Origin of the sequence: Rhizobium sp. 1399, assembly GCF_031455475.1 — a bacterium.
Taxonomy (GTDB): Bacteria; Pseudomonadota; Alphaproteobacteria; order Rhizobiales; family Rhizobiaceae; genus Rhizobium.
In genome coordinates this window covers 435,392-458,305 of the sequence record NZ_JAVDSU010000002.1, presented here as the reverse complement: position 1 = coordinate 458,305, position 22,914 = coordinate 435,392, and the positions used below count along the sequence as shown (strand labels likewise).

The following is a 22,914-nucleotide window of genomic DNA, read 5'->3' as shown; positions in this document are numbered from 1 at the left end:
GCCATGACCGCCAACCTCGATCAGATCGCCGAAATGGACCGCAATTCGGTCCTGCATCCCTTTACGCAGATCAAAGATTTCGCCAGCGGGAAATTGGGCGACCCGACAATCGTCGAAACCGGCAAGGGCATCCGCATCCAGGATGCACAGGGAAAGCAGCTGATCGACGGCTTCGCCGGTCTTTACTGCGTCAATGTGGGCTACGGGCGCACCGAGGTCGCCGAGGCCATCTCGCGCCAAGCCTATCGCCTCGCTTATTACCATAGCTATGCCGCCCACACGACGGACGAACTCGCGATCCTCTCCGATCGTCTGGTGAAAATGGCACCTGGTAGGATGAGCAAGGTTTTCTACGGCATGTCGGGTTCCGACGCCAACGAAACCCAGGCCAAGCTCGTCTGGTACTACAGCAACCTGCGGGGCACGCCGAACAAGAAGAAGATCGTCTCCCGTGAACGGGGTTATCATGGTTGCAGCGTCGTCTCCGGTTCCATGACGGGCATGAGTTTTTACCATGACCATATGGACCTGCCGCGTGCGGGTATTCTTCACACCGGCGCGCCGCATCATTATTGGGGCGCGGAAGCAGGCGAAACGGAACTCGAATTTTCCAAGCGCCGCGCCGACGAACTTGAAGCCCTGATCCTGCGCGAAGACCCCGACACCATTGGGGCCTTCATCGCCGAGCCCGTACTTGGCACCGGCGGCATCACCCCACCGCCGCAAGGCTATTGGGACGAAGTGCAAAAGGTCCTCAAGAAATACGACATCCTGCTCATCGCCGACGAAGTCATCACCGGTTTCGGTCGCACCGGCTCGATGTTCGGATCGCAGCACTACGGCATCGAACCTGACCTAATTACGGTCGCCAAGGGCCTCACCTCGGCCTACTTCCCGCTATCGGGCGCAATCGTCGGCGAAAAGGTCTACAAGGTGATGGAAGAAGGGGCCGACCGCGTCGGCGCGTTCTCACATGGCTACACCTATTCCGGCCACCCGATTGGCGCTGCAGCAGCCAACGCCGTTCTCGACATCGTCGAGAAGGAGGATCTGCCGGGCAATGCACGCACGGTCGGCACCTATTTCCAAGCGCAGCTGAAGGAAAAGTTCGCTCAGCTTCCGATCGTCGGTGAAGTGCGAGGCGTCGGTTTGATGGGCGCCATCGAATTTGTGGCGGATCGCGAAAAGAAGACGCGCTTTGCGCTCAGCCTTGCTGTCGGTGCACGTATCTCGAAGGCCGCGCGCAGTCGTGGACTGATTGCCCGTGCCATGCCGCATGGCGATATTCTGGGTTTTGCGCCGCCCCTCGTCACGACGAAGGAAGAGGTCGACGAGATCATTGTCATCGCCGAATCCGCTGTACGCTCAGTCATGGACGAATTGGTCCAGGCTGGCGAGAGGATCTGATGCAAGCATGGCCGCCACACGGGACAAGGCTTGCTCGGCACTGCCGCCTGCCGAGCAAAATCGCGGCGATCGTGATTATTCCTGATGCAATCACGGCTCTGGCTGCATAACGCTTCATCTTTTGAAACGAAGCGTGCATAATGTCATGAAATAGTCGTCCTCAAAACGAGACAATTTCATGCGACGTCAAGCCAATCCCCTGAACCTTGTTCCGGTCACGGCCACCAAGCCGGTGGCATGGCAACCGCACCTTTCCAAGCAAAAGGGTGAGACGAAGCATGCAGCACTCACCGAGCGCATCATCGCCGATATCGATGCCGGCGTTCTCAAGCCAATGGATCGCATGCCGACGCATCGCGATCTGGCGCGCGAACTCGGCCTTTCCGTCCAAACCGTCAGCCTCTCCTACAAGGAGGCTGAGCGGCTTGGCTATCTGAGCGGTGAGATCGGTCGCGGCACCTTCGTCAAGACACGCGTGACCGACCGCGCCGGCCGCATGATGCTTGACCATAGCGCCAACGAAGTGCTCGACCTTTCCATCATTCGCGGCATCTATCTCGATGCGCATGAGGCCGCATCGCGCGAGATCCTTCGTGAGCTTTCCGAAGGCGACAATGCAAGCTTCATGCGTCCCTGCCGCCCGATCGCCGGCCTTGATCGTCATCGGGAGACGGCGCGCATCTGGTTACGCACGCTCGGCGTCGCGGCCGGGGTAGAGCGCATTCTCCTCACCAACGGCGCCGCCCACGCCATTTTTCTTGCTCTGAGCTGCATTGTCCGCTCCGGCGATGTCGTCTTAACCGAAAATCTCACCGATCACGGTATCATCGGGCTTTCCAATATCCTCGGCTTCAGCCTGAAGGGCTTGCCTACCGACAATGAGGGCATTTTGCCCGATGCGCTGGAGGCCGTGTGTGCAGCAGGCGGTGTCCGGGCGTTGGTGCTCATTCCGACCCTCAACAATCCGACAGGTCATGTCGCGGGCGCAGGACGCAGGTGTGAGATAGCCGCGATTGCGGCTCGTCACGGCGTGTTCGTCATCGAAGATGAGGTCTATCGACCGATGATCGAAGAGAACCTGCCTTCGATCACAGAAATGCTGCCTGATCTCGGTTTCTTCGTCACGAGCTTCACCAAGGTGGTGCTGACAGGGTTGCGCGTTGGCTATCTTGTTGTTCCACCAGCCTATTCCATCCGCGCCGCCTCAATCCTGCGCGTGTCGAGTTGGAGCGGCACCTACCTGACCGGCGAAATCGCAACACGCTGGGTCGAGAATGGCACGGCGCAGCGTCTGCTCGAAATCCAGCGTGACGAAGCACAGGTGCGCCAGAACATCGCCACAGAAATCCTCGGCGACCATATCGCCTCCACTCATCCGCTCTCGCTTTGCGCCTGGCTCAAGGTCCCGCCGCATTGGTCCGAGGAAGGTCTGGTTCGTTCGCTCACCAACCAGAAAGTCGCCGTCACGCCGTCCGAACCCTTCATTGCCGGGCCGGGTCATGGTGGCGGGATTCGTATCTGTTTGGGCGGACGCCTGAACCATGCAAGCCTGGCCAAGGCGCTGACGACCGTGCGGCAGGCCTTTGAGCAACTGCCCCCGGTCTATGATGTCGGTTCGATCGGCTAGAGCGATCCCACGGCAATCATTGAATCATTACAATATAATAATTGACATGATTTTAGTTCGCTCACAACATGACAATCATGAAGAGCGACGCCCAGTCCAGATTGACCGAAGAAAAGGTCCAGCCAGTCGTGCTGGCAGACATCAAGCAGGCTGCAGCCCGCATCGTCGGCCGGGTGACGCGTACGCCGCTCATTCGCTCTCGCACGCTCTCTGAACGCACCGGTCAGCCTGTCCACCTGAAGCTCGAAACGTGCCAGCCCATCGGCGCCTTCAAGCTGCGCGGCGCGATGAACGCCATCCTGTTGCTCGATGATGCGGCGCGCAAGCGCGGTCTCGTTACCGCCTCGACAGGCAATCATGGTCGCGCCGTCGCTTACGCCGCACGCGAGCTTGGCGTTCCCGCCATCATCTGCATGTCATCGCTCGTTCCGGCCAACAAGGTCGAAGCGATCCGCTCGCTCGGCGCCGAAATCCGCATTGTCGGCCTATCGCAGGACGATGCACAAGAGGAGGTCGAACACCTGACCGAGAGCCGCGGCCTCACGCCGATCCCGCCGTTCGACCATGCGGACGTCGTTGCCGGTCAAGGCACGATCGGCCTCGAAATTGTGGAAAACCTGCCTGAACTTGCGGCCGTGCTTGTTCCTCTTTCCGGTGGGGGTCTGGCCGGTGGCATTGCGGTTGCCGTCAAGGCCTTGAAGCCACAGAGCCGCGTCATCGGCATATCGATGGAGCGCGGGGCAGCCATGCATGCAGCGATTGCCGCCGGCAAGCCTGTCGCAATCCGCGAGGAGGAAACGCTGGCGGATTCGCTAGGGGGTGGCATCGGCCTCCAAAACCATGTCACCTTTATCCTTTGCCGCGATCTGCTCGACGACGTCATCCTCCTCAGCGAGGACGAGATTGCCGAAGGCATCCGCCATGCCGCGCGCAACGAGAGCGTAACCGTCGAGGGCGCTGGCGCAGTCGGCATTGCCGCCATCCTCGCAGACAAGGCCCGCCTATCCGGTCCAACCGCCATCATCGTATCAGGCGGCAACATTGACCCGAAGATGCACCAGAAAATCGTCGATGGGACCACCCTATGAGCCGCATCAGCATTCTGATGGAAAAAGACCTTCGCACCATCGTCAAGCTCGACGTCGCTGCCGTCGATTGCGTCGAACAGGCCTTTGCGGCGCTTGCCACCAAAGCCGTTGCTATGCCGCCGATCCTGCGCCTCGACATTCCGGAATTTCGGGGTGAAGTGGACGTCAAGACAGCCTATGTGCCAGGCCTTGACGGCTTCGCCATCAAGGTCAGCCCTGGCTTCTTCGACAACCCCAAGATCGGTCTGCCAAGCCTGAACGGGCTGATGATCTTGCTCAGCGCCAAGACCGGATTGGTCGAAGCCCTTCTTCTTGACAACGGCTATCTCACGGACGTGCGCACGGCAGCGGCCGGTGCCGTCGCCGCACGACATCTGTCGCGCGAAGACACCTCCGTCGCCACGATCTTTGGTGCAGGCATGCAGGCGCAGCTGCAGCTTGAGGCTCTCATGCTTGTGCACCGGATCAAATCGGCGCGAATCTGGGCACGCGATCATGCAAAGGCGCAGAAGCTTGCGATTGATTTCGCTTGCGACCACGGAATCGACGTCGCCGCCGTTGCCGATCCGCGCGAGGCCGTGCGCGGGGCAGATATCGTCGTCACAACGACGCCGGCAGAAAGGCCGATCCTGATGGCCGAATGGCTCGAACGCGGTCAGCATCTGACCGCAATGGGATCGGATGCAGAGCACAAGAACGAGGTCGATCCGGCCGTCTTTGCTCGCGCTACTTACGTCCCGGATCGAATATCGCAGACCCGCATTCTCGGCGAGTTGCACCATGCCATCAAGGCCGGCGCAGTCTTGCCGGACCAACAGTTTGCCGAACTCGGAGCTGTCATCGCCGGCAAGGCGATTGGCCGGTCGAATGCAGACGAAATAACCTTTGCAGACCTCACGGGCACCGGCGCGCAGGACACAGCCATCGCCAACCTGGCGCTCGCCCGCGCGACAGACGCCGGACGGGGCCAGACGATCGAAAATGACATCAAAATGGGAGATGCAGCGTGAGTGTGACGCTGAACTTTACGCGCGAGGAATATGCCGCGCGCCTTTCCAAAACCCGTCACGCGATGGAACAGGCGGGGATCGATCTCCTGATCGTCACCGATCCATCCAACATGCACTGGCTGACCGGCTATGACGGCTGGTCCTTCTACGTGCATCAATGCGTCCTGGTGCCGCCAAGCGGCGAGCCGATCTGGTACGGTCGCAAGCAGGATTCCAACGGCGCCAAGCGCACCGCCTATCTGGACCATGACAATATCATCGGCTACCCCGATCACTACGTCCAGTCGAGCGAACGCCACCCGATGGATCTCCTGGCGCAGATCATCGATGAGCGCAGGTGGTCCAGCCTCACTGTTGGCGTCGAGATGGACAATTATTATTTCTCGGCTGCCGCCTTCGCCTCTCTGCAAAAGCATCTGCCAAATGCCCGCTTCAAGGATGCGGCGGGGCTCGTCAACTGGCAGCGCGCGATCAAGAGCCCAACTGAACTCGACTATATGCGAAAGGCAGGCAAGATCGTCGAACTGATGCACAAGCGCATCGTCGACGTCGTCGAACCCGGCATGCGCAAATGCGATCTCGTCGCCGAGATCTACGATGCCGGCATACGGGGTACGTCCGAATTCGGCGGCGATTATCCGGCGATCGTGCCGCTCCTGCCGTCGGGCGCAGACGCTTCCGCGCCGCACCTGACCTGGGACGACAAGCCGATGCGTTCGGGCGAAGGGACGTTCTTCGAAATCGCTGGCGCCTATAAGCGTTATCATTGCCCACTGTCGCGTACCGTATTCCTGGGCAAGCCGACGCAGGCCTTTCTCGACGCGGAAAAGGCAACGCTCGAAGGCATGGAGGCGGGCCTTGCCGCAGCAAGGCCCGGCAATATGTGCGAGGACATCGCCAACGCCTTCTTTGCCGTCTTGAAAAAATACGGGATCATGAAGGACAACCGCACCGGCTATCCGATCGGTCTTTCCTATCCGCCTGACTGGGGCGAACGCACGATGAGCCTGCGCCCAGGCGACCGTACGGAGCTGAAGCCCGGCATGACATTCCATTTCATGACCGGTCTCTGGCTCGAAGACATGGGGCTGGAAATCACGGAGAGCATCGCGATTACCGAAACGGGTGTCGAATGCCTGTCCAATGTTCCGCGCCAGCTGTTCGTGAAAGGCTGAGGCCATGCTGACGAGTGCGCCCCGCCCCTCGCCGATCGCCTCATCCGTCGATTTCGACGGAAAGGGTGTGCAGCACGGGCACCTGCGATTGCCCTATAGCCGTGACGACAGCGCCTGGGGTTCGGTCATGATCCCGATCTGCGTCATCTCCAACGGCGAAGGTCCGACCGCCCTCCTCACCGGTGCCAATCATGGCGACGAGTATGAGGGTCCGGCGGCTCTCTACGAGCTGGCACAGACACTGGATCCGGCGCAGGTGAGTGGGCGCATCATCATCGTCCCGGCGCTCAATTATCCCGCGTTTCGCGCAGGGACCCGCACGTCGCCGATTGATCGCGGAAATCTGAACCGTAGCTTTCCGGGTCGCCCGGATGGAACGGTGACGGAAAAGATCGCGGACTATGTCACCCGCCATCTCATACCGCTCGCCGACATCGTGCTCGACTTCCATTCGGGCGGCAAGACGCTCGACTTTCTGCCCTATGCCGCGGCACACGAGTTGCCTGACAAGGGTCAGGAGGCGCGCTGTTTTGATGCCGTTGCGGCTTTCGCTGCGCCCTACTCGATGAAGATGCTGGAGATCGATGCGGTCGGCATGCTGGATACGACGGTCGAGGAGATGGGCAAGACCTTTGTCACCACTGAGCTCGGCGGTGCTGGCACCGCCAGCGCGAAGTCGATCGAGATCGCGCGAAAGGGCAGTCTCAACCTCCTGCGCCACGCCGGAATTCTTGAGGGGGCGCCGGATACCCGGCCGACGTGCTGGCTCGATATGCCGTCGAGCAACTGTTTCACATTCGCAGAGGATGACGGCCTGGTCGCCTTTGCGCAGGATCTCGGAGATCCGATCCATACCGGCGATATCATCGCCAGCATCTACCCGGTCGGAAAGACCGGTGTCGCGCCGATCCACTGCCGCGCAGCCATGGATGGCATTCTGGCGGCTCGCCACGTGCCCGGCCTCATTAAGGCCGGCGACTGCCTTTCCGTCATCGCGACGATCACGGAGAAGACCAAATAAACGCAACCATGTGAGATCCGAAAACGGACCACAAGAACCTTAACCAGAGGAGAATTCGAATGCGCATCTCAAAATCCATTTGCCTTTCCGCGCTGGCGCTCAGCATCGGCGTGACATCGGCCAGCGCACTGACCGTCGAAGAAGCCAAGAAACAGGGATTTATCCGCGCCGCGACAGCCAATGAGGTACCCTATTCGTATATGCAGCCGGACGGCACCTCTGCCGGCATCGGCCCTGACGTCGCCAATGCCGTCCTAAAATCCATGGGCATCGAGGAGGTCAATTGGACCGTAACGCCCTTCGGCACGCTCATTCCGGGTCTCAAGGCTCGTCGCTTCGATTTTGCCGCCGCCGAGCAGAACATATCGCCCGAGCGCTGCAAGCAGGTCGCCTTTACCGAACCCAACTCGTCCTACGGTGAGGGACTGCTGGTCAAGAAGGGCAATCCGAAGGGCCTGACGACCTATGGCGACATCGCAAAAGACCCATCCTTGAAAGTCGCCGTTGTTTCCGGCGCAAACAATGTCGACTTCCTGCGCGCCGTCGGCGTCAAGGACGAGCAGATCGTCTTCATTCCGGCGAATGCCGATGCGATCCCCACCGTGCAAAGCCGGGTCGATGCCTATGCGGCAACCGAGTTGACCGTTTCCGAACTTGCCAAGGGACAGGCCAATGTCGAGCAGGTCGCGCCATTCAAGGATCCGATCGTCAAGGGCGCACCGGTCCGCAACTATGGCGGCTTTGCCTTCCGTCCGGAAGACAAGGAATTGCGCGACGCGTTCAACACTGCGCTCGTCGCGTTCCGAAAGACGGACGACTATAAGAAGATCCTCATGAAGTATGGTCTGTCGGAACAGAGCATCGCGGCAGCGGCAGAGAAGAACGTCGCCGATCTCTGCGCCGGGAAGTAACAAGAAAGGCGCCCGGTCCCGGACTGGGCGCCGCCTGCTTTCATTCGGAGAGATTGCCAGATGAGCTGGACAGCCTATCTGCCGATGCTTTGGCAAGGCGCTACCGTGACGATGACGATCACTTTGGCAGCGATCGTCTGCGGCGCGGTGCTTGCCTTCGTTTTCGGCATCCTGCGCGTCGAGGGAGGACCGATCCTGTCAGCCGTCGCGCTCTGCTACACGGAGGTGTTTCGTGGGACCTCGCTGTTCGTTCAGCTGTTCTGGTTCTATTATGCGCTGCCGCTCGTCGGTCTGAGTTTCGATCCGATCACCACCGGCATCCTGGTATTGGCCGCCCATGTCGGCGGCTATGGGGCCGAAATCGTTCGAGGGGCCCTCATGTCGGTCTCCGTGCAGCAGCTGGAAGCCGCCCGGGCGTTGAACTTCAACCGTGCCCAGACCCTCTTTCGCATTTCGCTGCCACAAGCCATCGTCGAAATGATGCCGGCCTTCGGAAACCTCGCCATCGAAACGCTGAAGCTGTCCTCGCTGGTGTCGTTAATCTCGATAGCCGATCTCACCTTTGCGGCCCAATCCATCCGCAACATCACGCTGGACAGCGCAAGCATCTATTCAATCACCCTCGTGTGCTACTTCGCCATGTCGCTCGTCTTGATGGCAGCCGTGCGCGTGATCGAGCATTTCGTGCGGCGCGGCGATGTCTTCCCTCGCTCGGCTCATTCGTGAGGACCTTACGGCTATGATGTATGGTTACGAATGGGACACAACAACCTGGGTTACCTACACGACCTCGATCCTGCCAATCATTCTTATTGGTTTGACCGTCACGTTGAAGGCTGCAGCCGCTGGATTTGCGATTGCACTGGTGCTCGGCCTGGCGTTTGCCCTCCTGCGCCGAAGCCGCGTCAAGGTGATCTCCTGGGCGACAGCCTTTATCGTGGAGTTCCTGCGCGATACGCCGCTTCTGGTGCAGCTGTTCTTCCTCTACTACGTGCTGCCCGATTTCGGTATCGTGCTGCCGGCCTTTCTCACCGGTGCAATGGCCCTCGGTCTACAATATGCGGCCTACACGTCGGAGGTCTATCGCGGCGGCATCGAAGCCGTGCAGCACGGCCAATGGGAAGCGGCAACCGCGCTCAACATGACCCGCATGCAGACCTATTACGACATCATCCTGCCCCAGGCCATTCCGCGAATCGTGCCCGCCATGGGCAATTATCTCGTGGCCATGATCAAGGAGACCCCGGTTTTATCGGTTGTCACCGTTCTTGAGATGATGGGCCTTGCCAACATGATCGGCGAACGCACATTCGAATATCTCGTGCCGCTGACGCTTGTCGGCCTGATCTTCCTTCTGCTGACGCTGATCTGCTCAGCAGGCCTCCACCGCTTGCAGAAAGCTCTTCCAAAGGCAGGAATACCCTTGCGATGACCGACAGTATCGATCCACCCATCATCGAGTTTTCCGATGTCACCAAGCGCTTCGGCATTCTGACAGTGCTTGACCATTTCAATTTCAGCGTCGCGAAGGGCGAGAAGGTCACGCTCATCGGACCGTCCGGCTCCGGCAAATCGACGGTCCTGCGTATTCTCATGACACTCGAACCGTTCCAGGAAGGCAAGCTGACGCTTGCTGGTACGTCCTACCATGAGCCGGATGGCAAGGGCCGGTTCCAGGCCTCGGAAAAACACCTGCGCCAGATCCGCAACCATGTCGGCATGGTCTTCCAGAGCTTTAATCTCTTTCCTCATATGACAGTCCTTCGCAACGTTGTCGAAGCGCCGGTACGGGTACTGGGAATGGAGCGGGCGGAAGCGGAAGCGCGAGCAATCGAACTGCTGCAGATGGTGGGGCTGGCGGACAAGAAGGACCATTATCCGGCGCAGCTTTCCGGCGGTCAGCAGCAGCGTGTGGCAATTGCCCGTGCGCTTGCGATGCGCCCACGGGTTCTGCTTTTCGATGAACCGACCTCTGCGCTTGATCCGCAACTGGTGGGCGAGGTGCTTTCCGTCATCCGCGGGCTGGCGCATGAACATGATCTCACCATGCTGCTCGTCACCCATGAGATGCGCTTTGCCCGAGAGGTGTCGGATCGCGTCTGCTTTTTCGACAAGGGGCGCATCTGCGAGCAGGGTGCGCCTGAAGAGATATTCGGCGCGCCGCAAGTGGAGCGGACGCGCGAATTTCTATCATCGGTTTTGGGATAGTCTGGAAACCCAGCGGCTAAGAGACTCCGGCAGACGGCTTCGAAACAGAGCGGCTGGACAGGTGTTTTTGAAAGGATATGGACCGTGGTGTGGATCGTGATGGGTCGTCCGCATTTGATGTCGAGGAGGAAAGCACTTCGTGCTCACCAATAGGCAATGATCCAGGCGGTTGAGGCCCTCGTCCACGAGAGTGAACCCTACTTTTCAATGGTTTGCGATTACAGGATGGGTTGGATCGGTGCCTTGACCCACTTAGGTCAGTTATCGCCGAGATGCCAAGCCTCAAACAACAGGCCCGAGGCACCTTGCACCGGATCGGTTTCAGGTAAGGCGACGTCGGCGATTGTTCTGAGGAGTTCTGCGGTTGGAGCGCTTGTCTGAATATCGGCGTGTTGGCCTGGCGGGTATGCGCCAACCACTTGAAAGTCGCTGCTCGCTTCCAGGTTTTGATGACCTGTCCCCGCTGGAAGGACAAGACAATCTCCCGGATGCAACTCGAACACCTTACCGGTCGGACCGCCGATCAGCAGCTTTCCCGTTCCCTTTCCGACACCAAGCACTTCATGAGCGCCCGCGTGATAGTGCTGATAATCGAAAACACCATCGCGCCAGATGCCTTCCCACCCGTGCGAGGTGAAGAGACGCGCGAACTCCTCGCACCCATCATCGCAGATGAAGATGCTGCGATAGACGATAACCGGAATCGTCTGGTTGTTGGGCACCCAGTCGCTTTTCTCAAAAACGATCTTTTGCGTTTCCATGTCTTTCCCCATCGCCGATAACCTAGTTTGTGGAACGCACCGTCATTGAGCTGTCACGCGCCAGACCGTATTGCCGACGGGTTCCAAAGCCAGAGTGCCGAAGACCTCGACAGAACACGTTACAGCCGCGATTTGTTCCTATCGTGCGCAACAATGGCAATGCGTCGGGGGCATATCGACATCGAAATGTCGCCAACGGACCTGAATGGCGCTACTCGACGTCCTCCCGACACACATCCTCAAGCAAACCGGATCGTATGAGCAGGCGAGCTACGCCATCCAGGATACACCGGATGTCGTGCAGCAGCGTTACGGTCGATTCCTGCCGCAGGACAAGGCAGCATTGGCGGCCAAGATTTTGAATCAGGTTTGGCAAGCTGCTTAACCGGTCAAACTGGTCGCCTCAGGGGCAGATCAATCCGCATCTGAGGCAACCTGATAATCAAGACGCCTTGAACGGGATTGAACCTATGCCCCATTCCGGAACAGGCGTTTTGAATCAAGGTTCCTGACCATGCTGAACGGCAGCACGTTATCAGCTTCAAACTGGGCTGCCGGCGCGGGCCTTGCAATGAAATATCCCTGGAGCTGGTTGATTCCGTACTGCTGCATCAGCCGCTGATGTTCGATGGTCTCGACGCCTTCAATGAGTATCCTCACGCCGCGATTGCGCAGCAGGCTGATGATGTCGAGCAACATCCTCTTGCCTCTCTCCGTGTTGCAGTCATGGAGGAAGGATCGATCGATCTTGACGGTGTCGAACTCTATGAGGCGAAGCCACGAGAGCCCTGCGAAGCCTGTGCCAAAGTCGTCGAGCCAGACTTGAGCGCCGAGCTTTCTCAGGTCGCTAATGCAACGAACCACATCCTGGTCGATTTCCAGCTCCACGCCTTCGGTAATCTCGAAAGCAAGTCGGGCACCCGTCACGCCGAATTCTGCCAGTGTTGCCGCCACATAGGTGGCGAAACCCGGCATCTTGAGTTCAATCGGGGAAACGTTGACGCTGGCAACCTGCACGAGGTCGGTCGCCAACAAGTCTCGGCAAACAGTGCGGATTGCCCACCGGCCGAGTTCGACGATCGAGCCCGTCCTTTCCGCAACCGGGATGAATTTACCAGGCGATACGGGCGTTCCATCCAACATGCTCAAACGCATCAAAGCTTCGACAGCGTCCGTCTTGCCCGTCTGGACGTTGCGGATCGGTTGATAGACGAGCGAGACAAGGCCGTGCTCGAGCGCGATCTTCAGGGTCGCAGCTATATCCTCGCTGTCATCGCTGCTCTCAGGATCTTCGGGATCGAAGACCACGAGGGTGTTGCGGCCCGCAGCCTTGGCGGCGTAAAGCGCGCGATCAGCTTCGTGAATGACCTTCTCGACATGCTTGCTCTCGTCCCGCGTATAGGACACGCCGACACTCACGGTGATGACAGTGGTCCCGTCTCGCCTGTGTTCGTGTGGCCAAGCCAACGCCCGAACGGCAGCACACATTGCTTCTGCGAGCTCGACCGCTCGTTGCGAATTCGGCATCGGTGTGATGACGATGAATTCCTCACCGCCGTATCGCCCGATGATCGAACCCCAGGAAGAGGCCACGCTTTGAAGAAGCTGGGAGACAGCGATAAGACAGCGGTCACCTTCCTGATGGCCGTAGCAGTCGTTATAGCGTTTGAAATAATCCACATCGATAAGCAGGACGGCAAAGGGCACCCTGTCGTCCTGCCAGCGTTGCCAATGATCACGCAGACGTTGATCGACTGCCCGGCGATTTTCGAGGCCGGTCAACGAGTCGGTGTTCGAGAGGTGCAAAAGAGCCTTGCCTCTTTCGTCGGCGGCAGCTTGCTGCAAACTCGCTTCAATTGCATTAAGGAAGACTTTGTAGCGCTCCCTATTGAGCTGAAGGTTCACGTAAGACGTGAAAATAAAGCAGGAAATACAGAACGAGCCGAGGATGAGCTTGTGGAGAAGCAACATGGGCGCGAACAGATAGAGGGCGCCGATGAAGATGAGCACGTTCGTTGCGGAGGCCGCAAGAGCAACCGGAAACCGGAAACTGAAGAACAAGTTGACGCTCATCATGAAGATCGCGCCAAACACCATATAATATGAGAACGCATCCCCGGCCGCGCTCATCTGGGCGGTGAGAAGCCAGACAAGATAGGCTACGAGCACCGACATCGCCGCGGCCATGTCGACCGTATCGGCTTTTGCCTTGCGGTAGAGCAGAAATTCCAGCACGCATAACGCACTGACGCCAACCGCCAGCCGGCCGGCGACCGTGTACTGGACGACATCGCCGATAAAAAGATAGTCCGTGAAGGAATATGCAAGGTAAGCAGCGACCGCTGTCCAGAGGCCTTTGCGCGTCCCGCTCTTTCGACCGCTCTCGCTCTTCTGCTCATAAAGGCAACGCAACTGCTCTGGCGACAGCGTCGGCCGCACGGTAGCAGCTGCGGTCTCGGCTAACACGTGCATCATGCCCCTGCCACCCAACATCTTGCAGCAGTTGCCCTTCGCAGACTGCCAACTAAAGCTGGATAGCCGTACGCAGACTCCACATCAACCGATAACGCTCAAACGATCCCCAAGCGGGCAGGCTATCTCTCGGGTTCACTAATATTTTCTAAAGCTAAGACGTGCACTGGCGCCGCGGCCCAACCTTAACGCTTGACTTGCGTGAAAATGGTGAGGATTTTACGCAATGTTTTAAGTTCTTATTCACCAGTGAGGTTTCAGTGGCTCAGCCGCTCTTTTCTCTTGATGGCCAAAGCCTGATCACGCCGCAGTCCTTCAGCAATAAGCTTCCCTCACCGAACCGAGATGACCAAACAGACCTCCTGCGAACTGCGGAGGCTGAGTTTGCGATCGTCATCAACATCGCGATACAACGGTTCTCCGCAGGCAAGAACCTGCCTGATGCAGTCAGGTGGCTGATTGGCCAGCTCCATGACGTCCGTCATAAATTCGGCGCTGCCGTGTGGCAGAAGCTCATCCCTATCATTCAGGCCCATCCCTCGGCAAAGATCCTCCAGCAGTGCCCGTTCACCCGTTGGTCCTTTGACAAGCCTCGCGGCTATTCCGGTGATGCCAGTCTCATAGACTTCATTTATGGGCATCCGGCGGTGGCCGAAGAAGTGGCCAGATCCACCCGTCTCGGCCTGGATATCTTCGACTATACGATAAACGCCCCCGGCCCGGTCGCCGTAAGGGAACGTCGCGACATCCTGACCCGCTACGTCGACGAGACCGCCGCGCGAACGGGTTCGAATACCGAAGTCCTGGCCATCGCTGCCGGTCACCTGCGCGAAGCGGAGGCATCAAAGGCACTTGCGGAAGGCCGCCTTAAACGCTGGGCAGCTCTTGATCAGGATCCGGAAAGTATCGGCTCGATCTCTAGCCAATTCCACGGAACTTCCGTCGAACCTATCAATGGATCCGTGCGCGGCTTGCTCGCACGCAAGCATCGGATCGGCACTTTCGATCTGATCTACGCAGCAGGATTGTACGATTATCTCACCGATAAAGTGGCAATCCGGCTCACGCAGATTTGCATGGAAATGCTGAAGCCAGGCGGCGTCTTTCTATTTGCCAACTTTTCCGACGAGATGGCCGATGACGGGTACATGGAATCCTACATGAACTGGGAGCTTCTCCAGCGTTCGGAAGCCGACATGTGGCGTATTTCCCATCATAGTGCGACGGAAGACACTGATGACAAGACGGTCTGGTTCGGTGCCAACCGCAACATCATTTACGCCACCATCAGGAAGCGGTCGTAAGCCCCGACGGGCCGGGCGCGCATCACAAAATCCGATGCCCGGGTTTTGCGATGTCGCCGCTTGCGCGTGGCGGCATGACCTGTCTTTATTGAGGCACCGGCCATGTTGCGCTTCATTTCGCGCGACAAACAAACGAGACAGACCGATAGCGTGAGTTGGATACTAAAGGGGTTACTGATCGAATGCTCGATGAGTAACCCCTGCTCTTGAAATGGATCGAACCGCAGCTCCGCACTTATGCCTCGCAAGGGAGCGCCGGCACACGCGCCTATGACGTCTTCGTCGATTGCTTCAACAAGGGACTGCTGATCCGCGTCACCGGCGACATCATAGCCCTCTCCCCGCCGCTTATCGCCGAGAAGAGCGAAATCGAAACGATTGTCTCCAAGATCGGCGATGCCCTGAACAGGGTGGCGTGAATACAGCTAAGAGATGGAGATTGCGCAACGAGAAAGAAGCGTATCGGAGCCGGACATGTCAGGTAACTGCATGCTGCGGAATTATCCCGAGCCGCAATCGCTGGATGAGCAGGACAGAGTGGCTCAATACTGCGTGAAATCGCCCGATTCCGACTGAAGCAACGTCAGCGGATAACGCGCAGGATGATGGACCAGCGCCGTCAGGTTGACCGGGCGGTTGCGATCGTCGAATGCGATCTGATCCACGGTGAGAACCGCAGCTGGCGGAGGCAGCCCGAGCATCGCAGCCTCCTTATCCGTCGCAAGACGCGCGCTCAGCGTTGTCTGCCCCCGTTTCGGATGAATGCGATAGCGCTCGCGAAGCTCGGCATAGAGCGACCGGTTGGCAACGGCCCAGTCGAGATCAAGCAGGCCCGGAACGCGGGCCACCGGTATCCAATCGGTCTGGACGACAGAAGGTATGTTGTCGAGAAGACGAAGCCTCGACAAGAGAACCACCTCGGCGCCGGGTGCAAGGAAAAGCGGGCGGCTCACCTCAAGCGGCGCATGCACGATGCTGGCCTCAATCAGCCGATGGCCGGGACTTCGCCCGTTCGCCATGGCAATGCTGGTGAAGCTTTTCAGAACTTGGAGTTCGAAGCCGCCACCACGCTCAGCGACGTAAAGTCCTTTCCCCGGCTGGCTATGTATGACGCCTTGCTGGATCAATTCGCGCACGGCGTGGCGCACGGTGATCCGGCTGACATTATAGAGATCAACGAGTTCCCGTTCTGATGGCAGCTTTCCGCGCAACGGCAGCTTACCGTCGCGGATAGATGCCAAAAGAGCTTCGTAGACCTGCTTGTGCAAGGGGCGAGGGTCGTTCCGGTCGATGCCGCCCTGTGTCGCGATGAATGATGCCGGAGCTTGCTGCATCTTCGAAATCCGATCCTGTGCGGAGCACTCTTGCCGTTTTGCATCTTCGACGCAAACGCCGGCAAAGTCCATGTTGACATGACTGGTCATAACCAGTCCTATTGGAAACAAGGGGACAGAGAGCTCCGCATGATGCCGAAGCGTTATCAACGAAGGGAACAATCGATGCTGAAGAAAAGCCTTGCCGCATTGGCGATATCTGCAGCCCTCTGGGGCGGCAGCGCGCATGCCGAAACCATTTCCGTGTTTTGCTCGCCGACGGAATTCGAGCTCTGCACGAACGTTGCCAATGCCTGGAAAGAAAAGACGGGCAACGAGGCCAAGATCAACAAGATGCCCGCGCTTCTGGACGATGCGATCCCGATCTATCAGCAGTTGCTCGCCGCCAAATCCAAGGATGTCGACGTCCTTTTCCTCGATGTGATCTGGCTCGGCATGTTCAAGAGTAACCTGCTCGACCTCAAGGCAATGATCCCGCAGACAGATCAGGACAAGCATTTCGCCTCGACACTCAATGCGGCCAAGCTCGATGGCAATCTTATTGCCATGCCTGCCTATATGGATGTCGGGCTCATGTTCTACCGCAAAGACCTGCTCGAAAAATACGGCAAGCCGGCGCCCAAGACCTGGGACGAGCTTGCTGCCACCGCCAAGGAAATTCAGGACAAGGAACGGGCTGCAGGCTCGGCCGACATGTGGGGTTATGCCTGGCAGGCCAAGAGCTATGAAGGCCTGACCTGCGATGCGATCGAGCTTGTTGCTTCCAACGGTGGCGGCACCATCATTTCTGACGACGGAAAGGTGACTATCGACAACCCGCAGGCTGCCGAGGCGCTCGAAGAGGCGAAGGGCTGGATCGGCTCGATCAGCCCAGAGGGCGTCCTCAATTATGATGAAGAGCAGTCGCGCGCCGTCTTCGAATCCGGCAACGCGGTCTTCCACCGCAATTGGCCCTATGTCTGGGGCACTTCGCATGAAAAAGGGAGCAATATTGTCGACAAGGTCGGCGTGATGCCTCTACCGGTCGGCAAGGAAGGCGAAAAGTCAAGCGGATGCCTTGGCCCAATGTATTACGGCGTCAACAAATACAGCGCCAAGCCCGAGGTGGCGGCCGACTTCGTGAACTTCATCACCGGCCCCGATATGCAGAAGATGCGGGCGCTGAAGGCCGCCCTCAACCCGTCGATCCAGGCGCTCTACAGCGATCCGGAAGTTCTTGAGAAGATACCCTTCCTCAAGGATAACCAGCAGGCCTTTGCCGACAGCGCCGTGCGCCCGTCCGGCTACACTGGCACCAGCTACAACCGCGTTTCGCAGGCTTTCTACCGTTCGGTTCACGACGTGCTTTCCGGCGGTGCCGAGGTCAAGTCCAGCCTGACGTCGCTGGCCGGCCGGCTCGAGAAACTGAAGGAAAGCCGCTGACGCTCTTCGGATTTCCGGCGGCGGGAACGGTCCGCGACCGGAACGCGTCACTGCCTCGCCACCAATCACGGTGGCGAGCCCTCTGCCGTCTCATACCCCCAGGTGAAAAATGGCATCGGTTTCGCTCGAATCCGTTTCGAAGAATTTCGGTACGCATGCTGTTATCCAGAATGTTGACCTGCAGATCATCGACGGCGAGTTTGTCGTTTTCGTCGGTCCCTCCGGTTGCGGCAAGTCAACGCTTTTGCGCATCGTCGCCGGCCTGATCTCCGCATCGAAGGGTGTGGTGAGGATAGGCGGCGACGACGTGACTGATGTGCCTGCCTCCAAGAGAGGCGTAGCCTTCGTCTTCCAGTCTTACGCGCTCTATCCGCATATGAACGTTGCGCGCAATATCGGCTTCGCGCTTGAGACCCTCGGTATGAACAGGGCCGCAATCAGTGAGAAAGTGCGGTCGGTCGCACGAATGTTGAAGGTCGATCATCTGCTCGAACGCCGGCCGCGCGAGCTGTCCGGCGGACAGCGCCAGCGCGTGGCGATCGGCCGCGCCTTGGTGCGCCAGCCCGAAATCTTCCTCTTCGATGAGCCGCTGTCCAATCTCGACTCGGATCTGCGCATGGAGATGCGCATGGAGATCGCCAAGCTCCACGACGATCTGAAGACGACAATGATCTATGTGACCCATGACCAATCGGAAGCGATGACGCTTGCCGACCGGATCGTCGTTCTCAATCACGGACGCATTGAGCAGGTCGGCACGCCGAAGGAACTCTACCACACTCCTGACAACCGGTTTGTCGCAGGCTTCATCGGCAGTCCCCGCATGAACTTCCTGCCCGTGCAGACAACATCAGCCAAAGTGAGCGGACCGGGCGGCCTCGTCATCGACGCGGACACCGAGGGCCAGGCAGTCACCGAGATCGGCATACGGTCGGAAGCGATCCAGCTGGTGGCGGCAGGGGACGGACGAATGACCTGCATGCTCGAACGTATCGAGGATCTTGGCCACGAGCATTTCGCCTATTGCCGCATCAACGGTGACGTCATCTGGGTCGTCCGCGTCAATGTCGAGCCGCCGAGGGAACTGATCGGCAAGGAGGTCGGCCTGAATTTCCAGGACGCCTCGATCTTTGCCTTCGCCGCCGACGGAAGACGGCTCATTCTCAACCGCCAGGTCGGCGTGATCGAAGGAGCGCGGCAATGAGTGCCCGGCTCGCCCGCCGCGACCATCGTGCGGCCTGGCTGTTTCTGCTGCCGGTCATCATGGTCATGCTGGTCGTCGCCCTCTGGCCGCTCGGCCGCACCTTCTTCTTCGCCTTCACCGATGCCTATCTTGACGATCCCTCCGTCTATTCAATGACAGGGGTCGACAACTTCCTTGAGGTCATCAACGACCGCAGCTGGTGGATTGCCGTCAAGAACACACTGATCTTCACGGTTATCTCGGTCGCGATCGAGACGGTTCTCGGCCTGGCGATAGCGCTCCTCGTCAATGAAGCCATTCCCGGCCGCGGGCTGGCGCGCGCCGCCATCCTCGTGCCCTGGGCAATCCCGGTCGTCGTCTCGACGAAGATCTGGGAATGGATGCTGAACGACCAGTTCGGCGTTATCAATAAGCTCCTCATCGGGCTCGGCCTCATCGATCATGGCATCCCCTGGACGGCGAGCGGATCGCTGCTGATGGGCGTCGTGATCTTTGTTGACGTGTGGATGACAACCCCGTTCATGGTTCTGCTCATCCTGGCGGGCCTGCAACTGATATCCTCGGAGATATTCGAGGCGGCAGAGGTCGATGGCATTCCGGCATGGAAGCGCTTCTGGTCGATCACCCTGCCGATGCTGCGCCCGGCGATCGGCGTAGCGGTGCTCTTCCGCGTCCTTGATGCGCTCAGGATGTTCGATCTTGCCTATGTGATGGCGGCCAGCAACGAGAGCGTTATGACCGTCTCCATTTACGCGCGCGACCGGCTGATCAGCTTCCAGGAGCTCGGCATCGGCTCGGCGGCATCGACCTGGGTCTTCCTGCTCGTCGCGCTTGTCGCCATCGTCATCATCGGGGTCCTTCGCCTCGACAGAGCCGCGGGGACCTGAGCGACATGGCCGATGCAACCATCCCGAAGACCATGCGCAAGCCTGCCTCCTACTTCCGGATGCGGCGACGCGCCGTGCGAAGCCTGCAGATCCTGGCTCTTCTGCTCGTCCTGTTCTACACGCTGTTTCCCTATTACTGGGCCTTCGTTTCCTCGACGAAGCAGGGTTCGGCGCTCTATCAATCCGCGCTTATGCCTGCGTTCGACTTCACCTACTATCGCCAGTTGATCGACAATCCTGTTTTCATGGGCTCGCTTCTGAACTCGGCCTATGTCGCGGTCTCAACCACGTTCCTGTCGCTCGTCATCGGGCTCAGCGCCGCTTATGCGCTGGGGCGCATCGACTTTCCGCAACGGCGCACTATCCTGATGATCGTGCTGATGATCTCGATCTTCCCGCAGGTCGTCGTTCTCTCCGGCATGTTCGAGCTGATCAACTGGATGGGTCTGTTCAACCGGCCAAGCGCGCTCGTCCTCACCTATCTCCTGTCGACCGTGCCCTTCACGACCTGGATCCTGACCACCTTCATCCGCGAGTTTCCAAGGGAGCTGGAAGAGGCTGCGATCATCGACGGCTGCTCACATTTTAGAATTCTGACGAAGATCCTGCTGCCCTTGATGGGACCTTCGCTTGCCAGCACAGGCATCCTTGCCTTCATTCTGGCGTGGAACGAGTTTCTCTTCGCACTGACCTTCACCCTGACGGACGAGAACCGGACCGTGCCGGTTGCGATCGGCCTGATCGCAGGCAATAGCCGGTACGAATATCCGTTCGGTCAGATCATGGCCGCATCCGTTACCGTGACGCTGCCGCTGATCATCATCGTATTGATCTTCCAGAGACGCATCGTTGCCGGCCTGACGGCAGGCGCCATCAAAGGCTGACAAAGGAAAAGACCATGGACATGCTGGTAAAACTCTACGAGCTGAGGGCCGATCCTGAACTCGATGCGCGCATCGCCGAAAAGGGCATCACCATCCGGCGCGTCCTTGCGCCGGAGTTGAACGCTCTGACGGCCTGGATCGAGCCGCGCTTCGGATCCGGCTGGGTCGCGGAAGCGACCGTTGCCACCATGCGCCAGCCGCCCACTTGCTTCATCGCAATTCAGAACGACGAACTCATCGGCTTTGCCTGCCACGAGGCAACCGCGAAGGGTTTCTTCGGGCCGACCGGCGTCGATGCGGTCGCCCGCGGCAAAGGTGTTGGCCACGCTCTGCTGCTGACCACGCTTCTCGATATGTACGCGCAGGGGTATGCCTACGGGGTAATCGGGGGCGCCGGTCCAATGGAATTTTACCGTCGAAGCGTCGGGGCAGTTCCGATCGAAGGCTCGGAACCTGGCATCTATCGCGGCATGCTGCCTCTTGCCGAGCCGAAAGGCATCTCGGAATCGGGCCACTAGGTCTGGTCGAGACAGCCGAGCGGGCCCTTTCGATTTGCAGGACTTCAGGTGCATTGCGGTCGGTCCCCAAGCTGATCGAACGCGGCACCAGAAGGGCTGCCATGTCGGCTGCACTGTTTCTGCCCGCGCAAGACGCGCGGCGCCGATCGAGGTTGAACAGCCTGTCGGAACGCACCGGCAGGTCGGGAAACCTTTCCCGATACGCTTTGACATGCAGCCAGCCGACACAGGCCTCACGGTTCGTGCCGAAAAGTCTCTCGTAATACCGAGCAACCGCCGAGCACGGGCCCGTTCATGACGCCAGCGCATGAAGCGTGGCCTATGCGCGCGAGGTCGCGCGTGGCGGTCAATACAGAATTGATGGGAAAAACCAGTTATTTATTGCCGGCTAATGTTCCCTTCTGTAGCCTCCTATTTGGGAGGACTACTATGCAACACATCGATTCGATTTCAGCCGAGCCCATCGTAGTGACGAAGGTTTGGTGCATTTCTGATTTTTGCTCGAAGCACAGGCTGGACGAAAGGGAGCAAGCGAAGCTGACCGCGCTTTTCGGTGAGTTCGCGACGACAAGTGAGCTTGCGCACAATGTGACGCGCAGGTCCAAATCTAGGTAAAGTCACGCCCGGGCTGATACGTGACCGGGCGTCCACCGCAACTATCTGTGCGTCCGGAAAGTGTGGGGCTATCAACCCCCTCGGCTTGTGAGGGTTTTGAATTGTGGTAAACCTCCCTCACCAATCCTTCGGTCAGTTGCTTCGTCAGTTCCATCGCCTTCCATGAAGCCGATATTTCTAGATGAGGGGCCTTCCGATGATGGCGGCAAAGGCGGAAATACTACCTGATACTGCGCAACCAAACATGTGGTCCGACAGATCACCGAATATGGCCTGTCGGTCATATCTTCCCGAGCAGAGAAATACTCGACCTTCAGTAGGAGAGCTCATAGTGGGTTGGAAAACGCCGAAAATCGAATATGTCAACGGTTACAAGATTGTTGAGGTCGATGGCCCCGCCTTCAAAGTCTTTGAGGGCGACCATCAGCTCGGGGATGATTTCCCATACCCCGGGGAAGCGGCAGCTCACGCGAATTCTCTACCAAGGCTGAACCCTCCACGAGGCTAAGCAAGGGAGAAGCGCACCCGCGCCTGCTTGATCTCTCCGATTTACCCCACAGATTCCCACTTTTTCCAGCTATTACTCGGCTGTGCATCAGTTCCGCCTCTGCTCTTGAAGGGACACGATCTGGAGATCCCTACGATCCTCAACCAACTGCATGCCAACTCAGAGCGCTGAGTCTTTACGCCCTGATTATAGTCACGCTTCGCTGTAATTCGCTCGACCAGAATCTAAACTTAGGTATCGGTCAAATAGACCTAGTCCTGATTCTCCAAAGTCTCCAACTGCGCGATCCTCGATTGTGAACCGACGCTCATCGGCATCTTGAGGAACCCCGATGTCACACACCCAATTATCCTTGTACCATCGCGGTCGGGGCGAGACCTCGTCGTCCCACTCGCGCGTTCTGACCGCCGCGAATTCGAATTGCCAAAACACTCTAGCGGTGCCAATGGCGTTCCCTTACGGCCCCGAACCAGGCCCCTTAGGCGTGAACACGGGCATGGACAGTTCGCGTCAATTGCACCCGTTGATTGCGCTCTCGACAGTTCTCCCTATCGCGAT

Annotated in this window: 20 protein-coding genes and 2 pseudogenes; 18 read left to right on the top strand and 4 right to left on the bottom strand. The window is 58.7% G+C overall.

Features of this window, described 5'->3' with window-relative positions; translation table 11 throughout:
* Positions 1-3 precede the first annotated feature (3 nt).
* The 10 genes from J2X71_RS08200 (at position 4) to ehuA (ending at position 10,447) form a co-directional block, all read left to right on the top strand.
* Positions 4-1,407 (top strand): aspartate aminotransferase family protein, encoded by a 1,404-nt coding sequence (locus tag J2X71_RS08200; RefSeq protein ID WP_310380992.1) that lies wholly within the window; start codon positions 4-6, stop codon positions 1,405-1,407.
* A gap of 178 nt (positions 1,408-1,585) precedes the next feature.
* On the top strand, positions 1,586-3,034 hold the full coding sequence (locus tag J2X71_RS08195; RefSeq protein WP_310380990.1) for a PLP-dependent aminotransferase family protein: 1,449 nt from the start codon (positions 1,586-1,588) through the stop codon (positions 3,032-3,034).
* 68 nt (positions 3,035-3,102) lie between these two features.
* Positions 3,103-4,122, top strand: coding sequence for a hydroxyectoine utilization dehydratase EutB (eutB, locus tag J2X71_RS08190; protein WP_310380987.1), 1,020 nt, complete (start codon positions 3,103-3,105; stop codon positions 4,120-4,122).
* The gene (gene eutC, locus J2X71_RS08185) at positions 4,119-5,132 is read left to right on the top strand and encodes an ectoine utilization protein EutC (RefSeq protein ID WP_310380985.1); all 1,014 of its coding nucleotides are present in this window, start codon (positions 4,119-4,121) and stop codon (positions 5,130-5,132) included. The genes eutB and eutC overlap by 4 nt, the downstream gene beginning before the upstream one ends.
* On the top strand, positions 5,129-6,307 hold the full coding sequence (gene doeA / locus J2X71_RS08180) for an ectoine hydrolase DoeA (protein ID WP_310380982.1): 1,179 nt from the start codon (positions 5,129-5,131) through the stop codon (positions 6,305-6,307). The genes eutC and doeA overlap by 4 nt, the downstream gene beginning before the upstream one ends.
* A 4-nt stretch (positions 6,308-6,311) precedes the next feature.
* Positions 6,312-7,328 carry a N(2)-acetyl-L-2,4-diaminobutanoate deacetylase DoeB gene (gene doeB / locus J2X71_RS08175; protein WP_310380975.1) on the top strand — a complete coding sequence of 339 codons (1,017 nt, stop codon included), beginning with the start codon at positions 6,312-6,314 and terminating at the stop codon, positions 7,326-7,328.
* A gap of 59 nt (positions 7,329-7,387) precedes the next feature.
* Positions 7,388-8,239: an ectoine/hydroxyectoine ABC transporter substrate-binding protein EhuB gene (ehuB, locus tag J2X71_RS08170; protein WP_310380973.1), complete on the top strand. Its 852-nt coding sequence runs from the start codon at positions 7,388-7,390 to the stop codon at positions 8,237-8,239.
* Positions 8,240-8,299: 60 nt separating this feature from the next.
* Positions 8,300-8,965 (top strand): ectoine/hydroxyectoine ABC transporter permease subunit EhuC, encoded by a 666-nt coding sequence (gene ehuC / locus J2X71_RS08165; protein ID WP_310380970.1) that lies wholly within the window; start codon positions 8,300-8,302, stop codon positions 8,963-8,965.
* A gap of 13 nt (positions 8,966-8,978) precedes the next feature.
* Positions 8,979-9,671 (top strand): ectoine/hydroxyectoine ABC transporter permease subunit EhuD, encoded by a 693-nt coding sequence (gene ehuD / locus J2X71_RS08160; protein ID WP_310382170.1) that lies wholly within the window; start codon positions 8,979-8,981, stop codon positions 9,669-9,671.
* Positions 9,668-10,447: an ectoine/hydroxyectoine ABC transporter ATP-binding protein EhuA gene (ehuA, locus tag J2X71_RS08155; RefSeq protein WP_310380967.1), complete on the top strand. Its 780-nt coding sequence runs from the start codon at positions 9,668-9,670 to the stop codon at positions 10,445-10,447. The genes ehuD and ehuA overlap by 4 nt, the downstream gene beginning before the upstream one ends.
* Positions 10,448-10,704: 257 nt before the next feature.
* Here ehuA and J2X71_RS08150 read toward each other — a convergent pair whose 3' ends face one another.
* Entirely contained in the window at positions 10,705-11,208 is a 504-nt protein-coding gene (locus J2X71_RS08150; protein WP_310380960.1) for a cupin domain-containing protein, read from the bottom strand.
* A 205-nt stretch (positions 11,209-11,413) separates the two neighbouring features.
* Between J2X71_RS08150 and J2X71_RS08145 the strand changes: the two genes are divergently transcribed.
* On the top strand, positions 11,414-11,593 hold the full coding sequence (locus J2X71_RS08145) for a hypothetical protein (protein WP_310382192.1): 180 nt from the start codon (positions 11,414-11,416) through the stop codon (positions 11,591-11,593).
* Between the two features lie 83 nt (positions 11,594-11,676).
* On the opposite strand, the gene J2X71_RS08140 is transcribed toward J2X71_RS08145, so the two are convergent.
* Positions 11,677-13,680, bottom strand: coding sequence for an EAL domain-containing protein (locus tag J2X71_RS08140; protein ID WP_310382169.1), 2,004 nt, complete (start codon positions 13,678-13,680; stop codon positions 11,677-11,679).
* 260 nt (positions 13,681-13,940) lie between these two features.
* Between J2X71_RS08140 and J2X71_RS08135 the strand changes: the two genes are divergently transcribed.
* On the top strand, positions 13,941-14,984 hold the full coding sequence (locus J2X71_RS08135) for a class I SAM-dependent methyltransferase (RefSeq protein WP_310380957.1): 1,044 nt from the start codon (positions 13,941-13,943) through the stop codon (positions 14,982-14,984).
* Positions 14,985-15,232: 248 nt separating this feature from the next.
* Positions 15,233-15,403: pseudogene (locus J2X71_RS08130) on the top strand (aspartate aminotransferase family protein); the annotation flags it as partial.
* Positions 15,404-15,526: 123 nt separating this feature from the next.
* On the opposite strand, the gene J2X71_RS08125 reads toward J2X71_RS08130, so the two are convergent.
* Positions 15,527-16,318: a GntR family transcriptional regulator gene (locus tag J2X71_RS08125; RefSeq protein ID WP_310380954.1), complete on the bottom strand. Its 792-nt coding sequence runs from the start codon at positions 16,316-16,318 to the stop codon at positions 15,527-15,529.
* A 165-nt stretch (positions 16,319-16,483) separates the two neighbouring features.
* Between J2X71_RS08125 and J2X71_RS08120 the strand changes: the two genes are divergently transcribed.
* The 5 genes from J2X71_RS08120 (at position 16,484) to J2X71_RS08100 (ending at position 21,233) form a co-directional block, all read left to right on the top strand.
* Positions 16,484-17,740: an ABC transporter substrate-binding protein gene (locus J2X71_RS08120; protein WP_310380952.1), complete on the top strand. Its 1,257-nt coding sequence runs from the start codon at positions 16,484-16,486 to the stop codon at positions 17,738-17,740.
* Between the two features lie 109 nt (positions 17,741-17,849).
* Positions 17,850-18,944 (top strand): ABC transporter ATP-binding protein, encoded by a 1,095-nt coding sequence (locus tag J2X71_RS08115; RefSeq protein ID WP_310380949.1) that lies wholly within the window; start codon positions 17,850-17,852, stop codon positions 18,942-18,944.
* A complete protein-coding gene (locus tag J2X71_RS08110) occupies positions 18,941-19,831 on the top strand; it encodes a sugar ABC transporter permease (RefSeq protein ID WP_310380946.1) in 891 nt (296 codons plus the stop codon). The genes J2X71_RS08115 and J2X71_RS08110 overlap by 4 nt, the downstream gene beginning before the upstream one ends.
* A gap of 59 nt (positions 19,832-19,890) precedes the next feature.
* Entirely contained in the window at positions 19,891-20,715 is an 825-nt protein-coding gene (locus tag J2X71_RS08105; RefSeq protein WP_051942331.1) for a carbohydrate ABC transporter permease, read from the top strand.
* 14 nt (positions 20,716-20,729) lie between these two features.
* The gene (locus tag J2X71_RS08100) at positions 20,730-21,233 is read left to right on the top strand and encodes a GNAT family N-acetyltransferase (RefSeq protein WP_310380944.1); all 504 of its coding nucleotides are present in this window, start codon (positions 20,730-20,732) and stop codon (positions 21,231-21,233) included.
* Here the strand turns inward: J2X71_RS08100 and J2X71_RS08095 are convergent.
* Positions 21,220-21,468, bottom strand: a pseudogene (locus J2X71_RS08095) (GlxA family transcriptional regulator); the annotation flags it as partial. The gene J2X71_RS08100 and the pseudogene J2X71_RS08095 sit on opposite strands and share 14 nt — an antisense overlap.
* Positions 21,469-22,914: the final 1,446 nt, after the last annotated feature.

What these genes read in the sequence shown, in the direction of transcription:
- J2X71_RS08200 (WP_310380992.1), top strand. Translation starts at nt 4, where the DNA reads ATGACCGCCAACCTCGATCAGATCGCCGAAATGGACCGCAATTCGGTC.
- J2X71_RS08195 (WP_310380990.1), top strand. Translation starts at nt 1,586, where the DNA reads ATGCGACGTCAAGCCAATCCCCTGAACCTTGTTCCGGTCACGGCCACC.
- eutB (WP_310380987.1), top strand. Translation starts at nt 3,103, where the DNA reads ATGACAATCATGAAGAGCGACGCCCAGTCCAGATTGACCGAAGAAAAG.
- eutC (WP_310380985.1), top strand. Translation starts at nt 4,119, where the DNA reads ATGAGCCGCATCAGCATTCTGATGGAAAAAGACCTTCGCACCATCGTC.
- doeB (WP_310380975.1), top strand. Translation starts at nt 6,312, where the DNA reads ATGCTGACGAGTGCGCCCCGCCCCTCGCCGATCGCCTCATCCGTCGAT.
- ehuB (WP_310380973.1), top strand. Translation starts at nt 7,388, where the DNA reads ATGCGCATCTCAAAATCCATTTGCCTTTCCGCGCTGGCGCTCAGCATC.
- ehuC (WP_310380970.1), top strand. Translation starts at nt 8,300, where the DNA reads ATGAGCTGGACAGCCTATCTGCCGATGCTTTGGCAAGGCGCTACCGTG.
- ehuD (WP_310382170.1), top strand. Translation starts at nt 8,979, where the DNA reads ATGATGTATGGTTACGAATGGGACACAACAACCTGGGTTACCTACACG.
- ehuA (WP_310380967.1), top strand. Translation starts at nt 9,668, where the DNA reads ATGACCGACAGTATCGATCCACCCATCATCGAGTTTTCCGATGTCACC.
- J2X71_RS08150 (WP_310380960.1), bottom strand. Translation starts at nt 11,208, where the DNA reads ATGGAAACGCAAAAGATCGTTTTTGAGAAAAGCGACTGGGTGCCCAAC.
- J2X71_RS08145 (WP_310382192.1), top strand. Translation starts at nt 11,414, where the DNA reads ATGGCGCTACTCGACGTCCTCCCGACACACATCCTCAAGCAAACCGGA.
- J2X71_RS08140 (WP_310382169.1), bottom strand. Translation starts at nt 13,680, where the DNA reads ATGCACGTGTTAGCCGAGACCGCAGCTGCTACCGTGCGGCCGACGCTG.
- J2X71_RS08125 (WP_310380954.1), bottom strand. Translation starts at nt 16,318, where the DNA reads ATGCAGCAAGCTCCGGCATCATTCATCGCGACACAGGGCGGCATCGAC.
- J2X71_RS08120 (WP_310380952.1), top strand. Translation starts at nt 16,484, where the DNA reads ATGCTGAAGAAAAGCCTTGCCGCATTGGCGATATCTGCAGCCCTCTGG.
- J2X71_RS08115 (WP_310380949.1), top strand. Translation starts at nt 17,850, where the DNA reads ATGGCATCGGTTTCGCTCGAATCCGTTTCGAAGAATTTCGGTACGCAT.
- J2X71_RS08110 (WP_310380946.1), top strand. Translation starts at nt 18,941, where the DNA reads ATGAGTGCCCGGCTCGCCCGCCGCGACCATCGTGCGGCCTGGCTGTTT.
- J2X71_RS08105 (WP_051942331.1), top strand. Translation starts at nt 19,891, where the DNA reads ATGCGGCGACGCGCCGTGCGAAGCCTGCAGATCCTGGCTCTTCTGCTC.
- J2X71_RS08100 (WP_310380944.1), top strand. Translation starts at nt 20,730, where the DNA reads ATGGACATGCTGGTAAAACTCTACGAGCTGAGGGCCGATCCTGAACTC.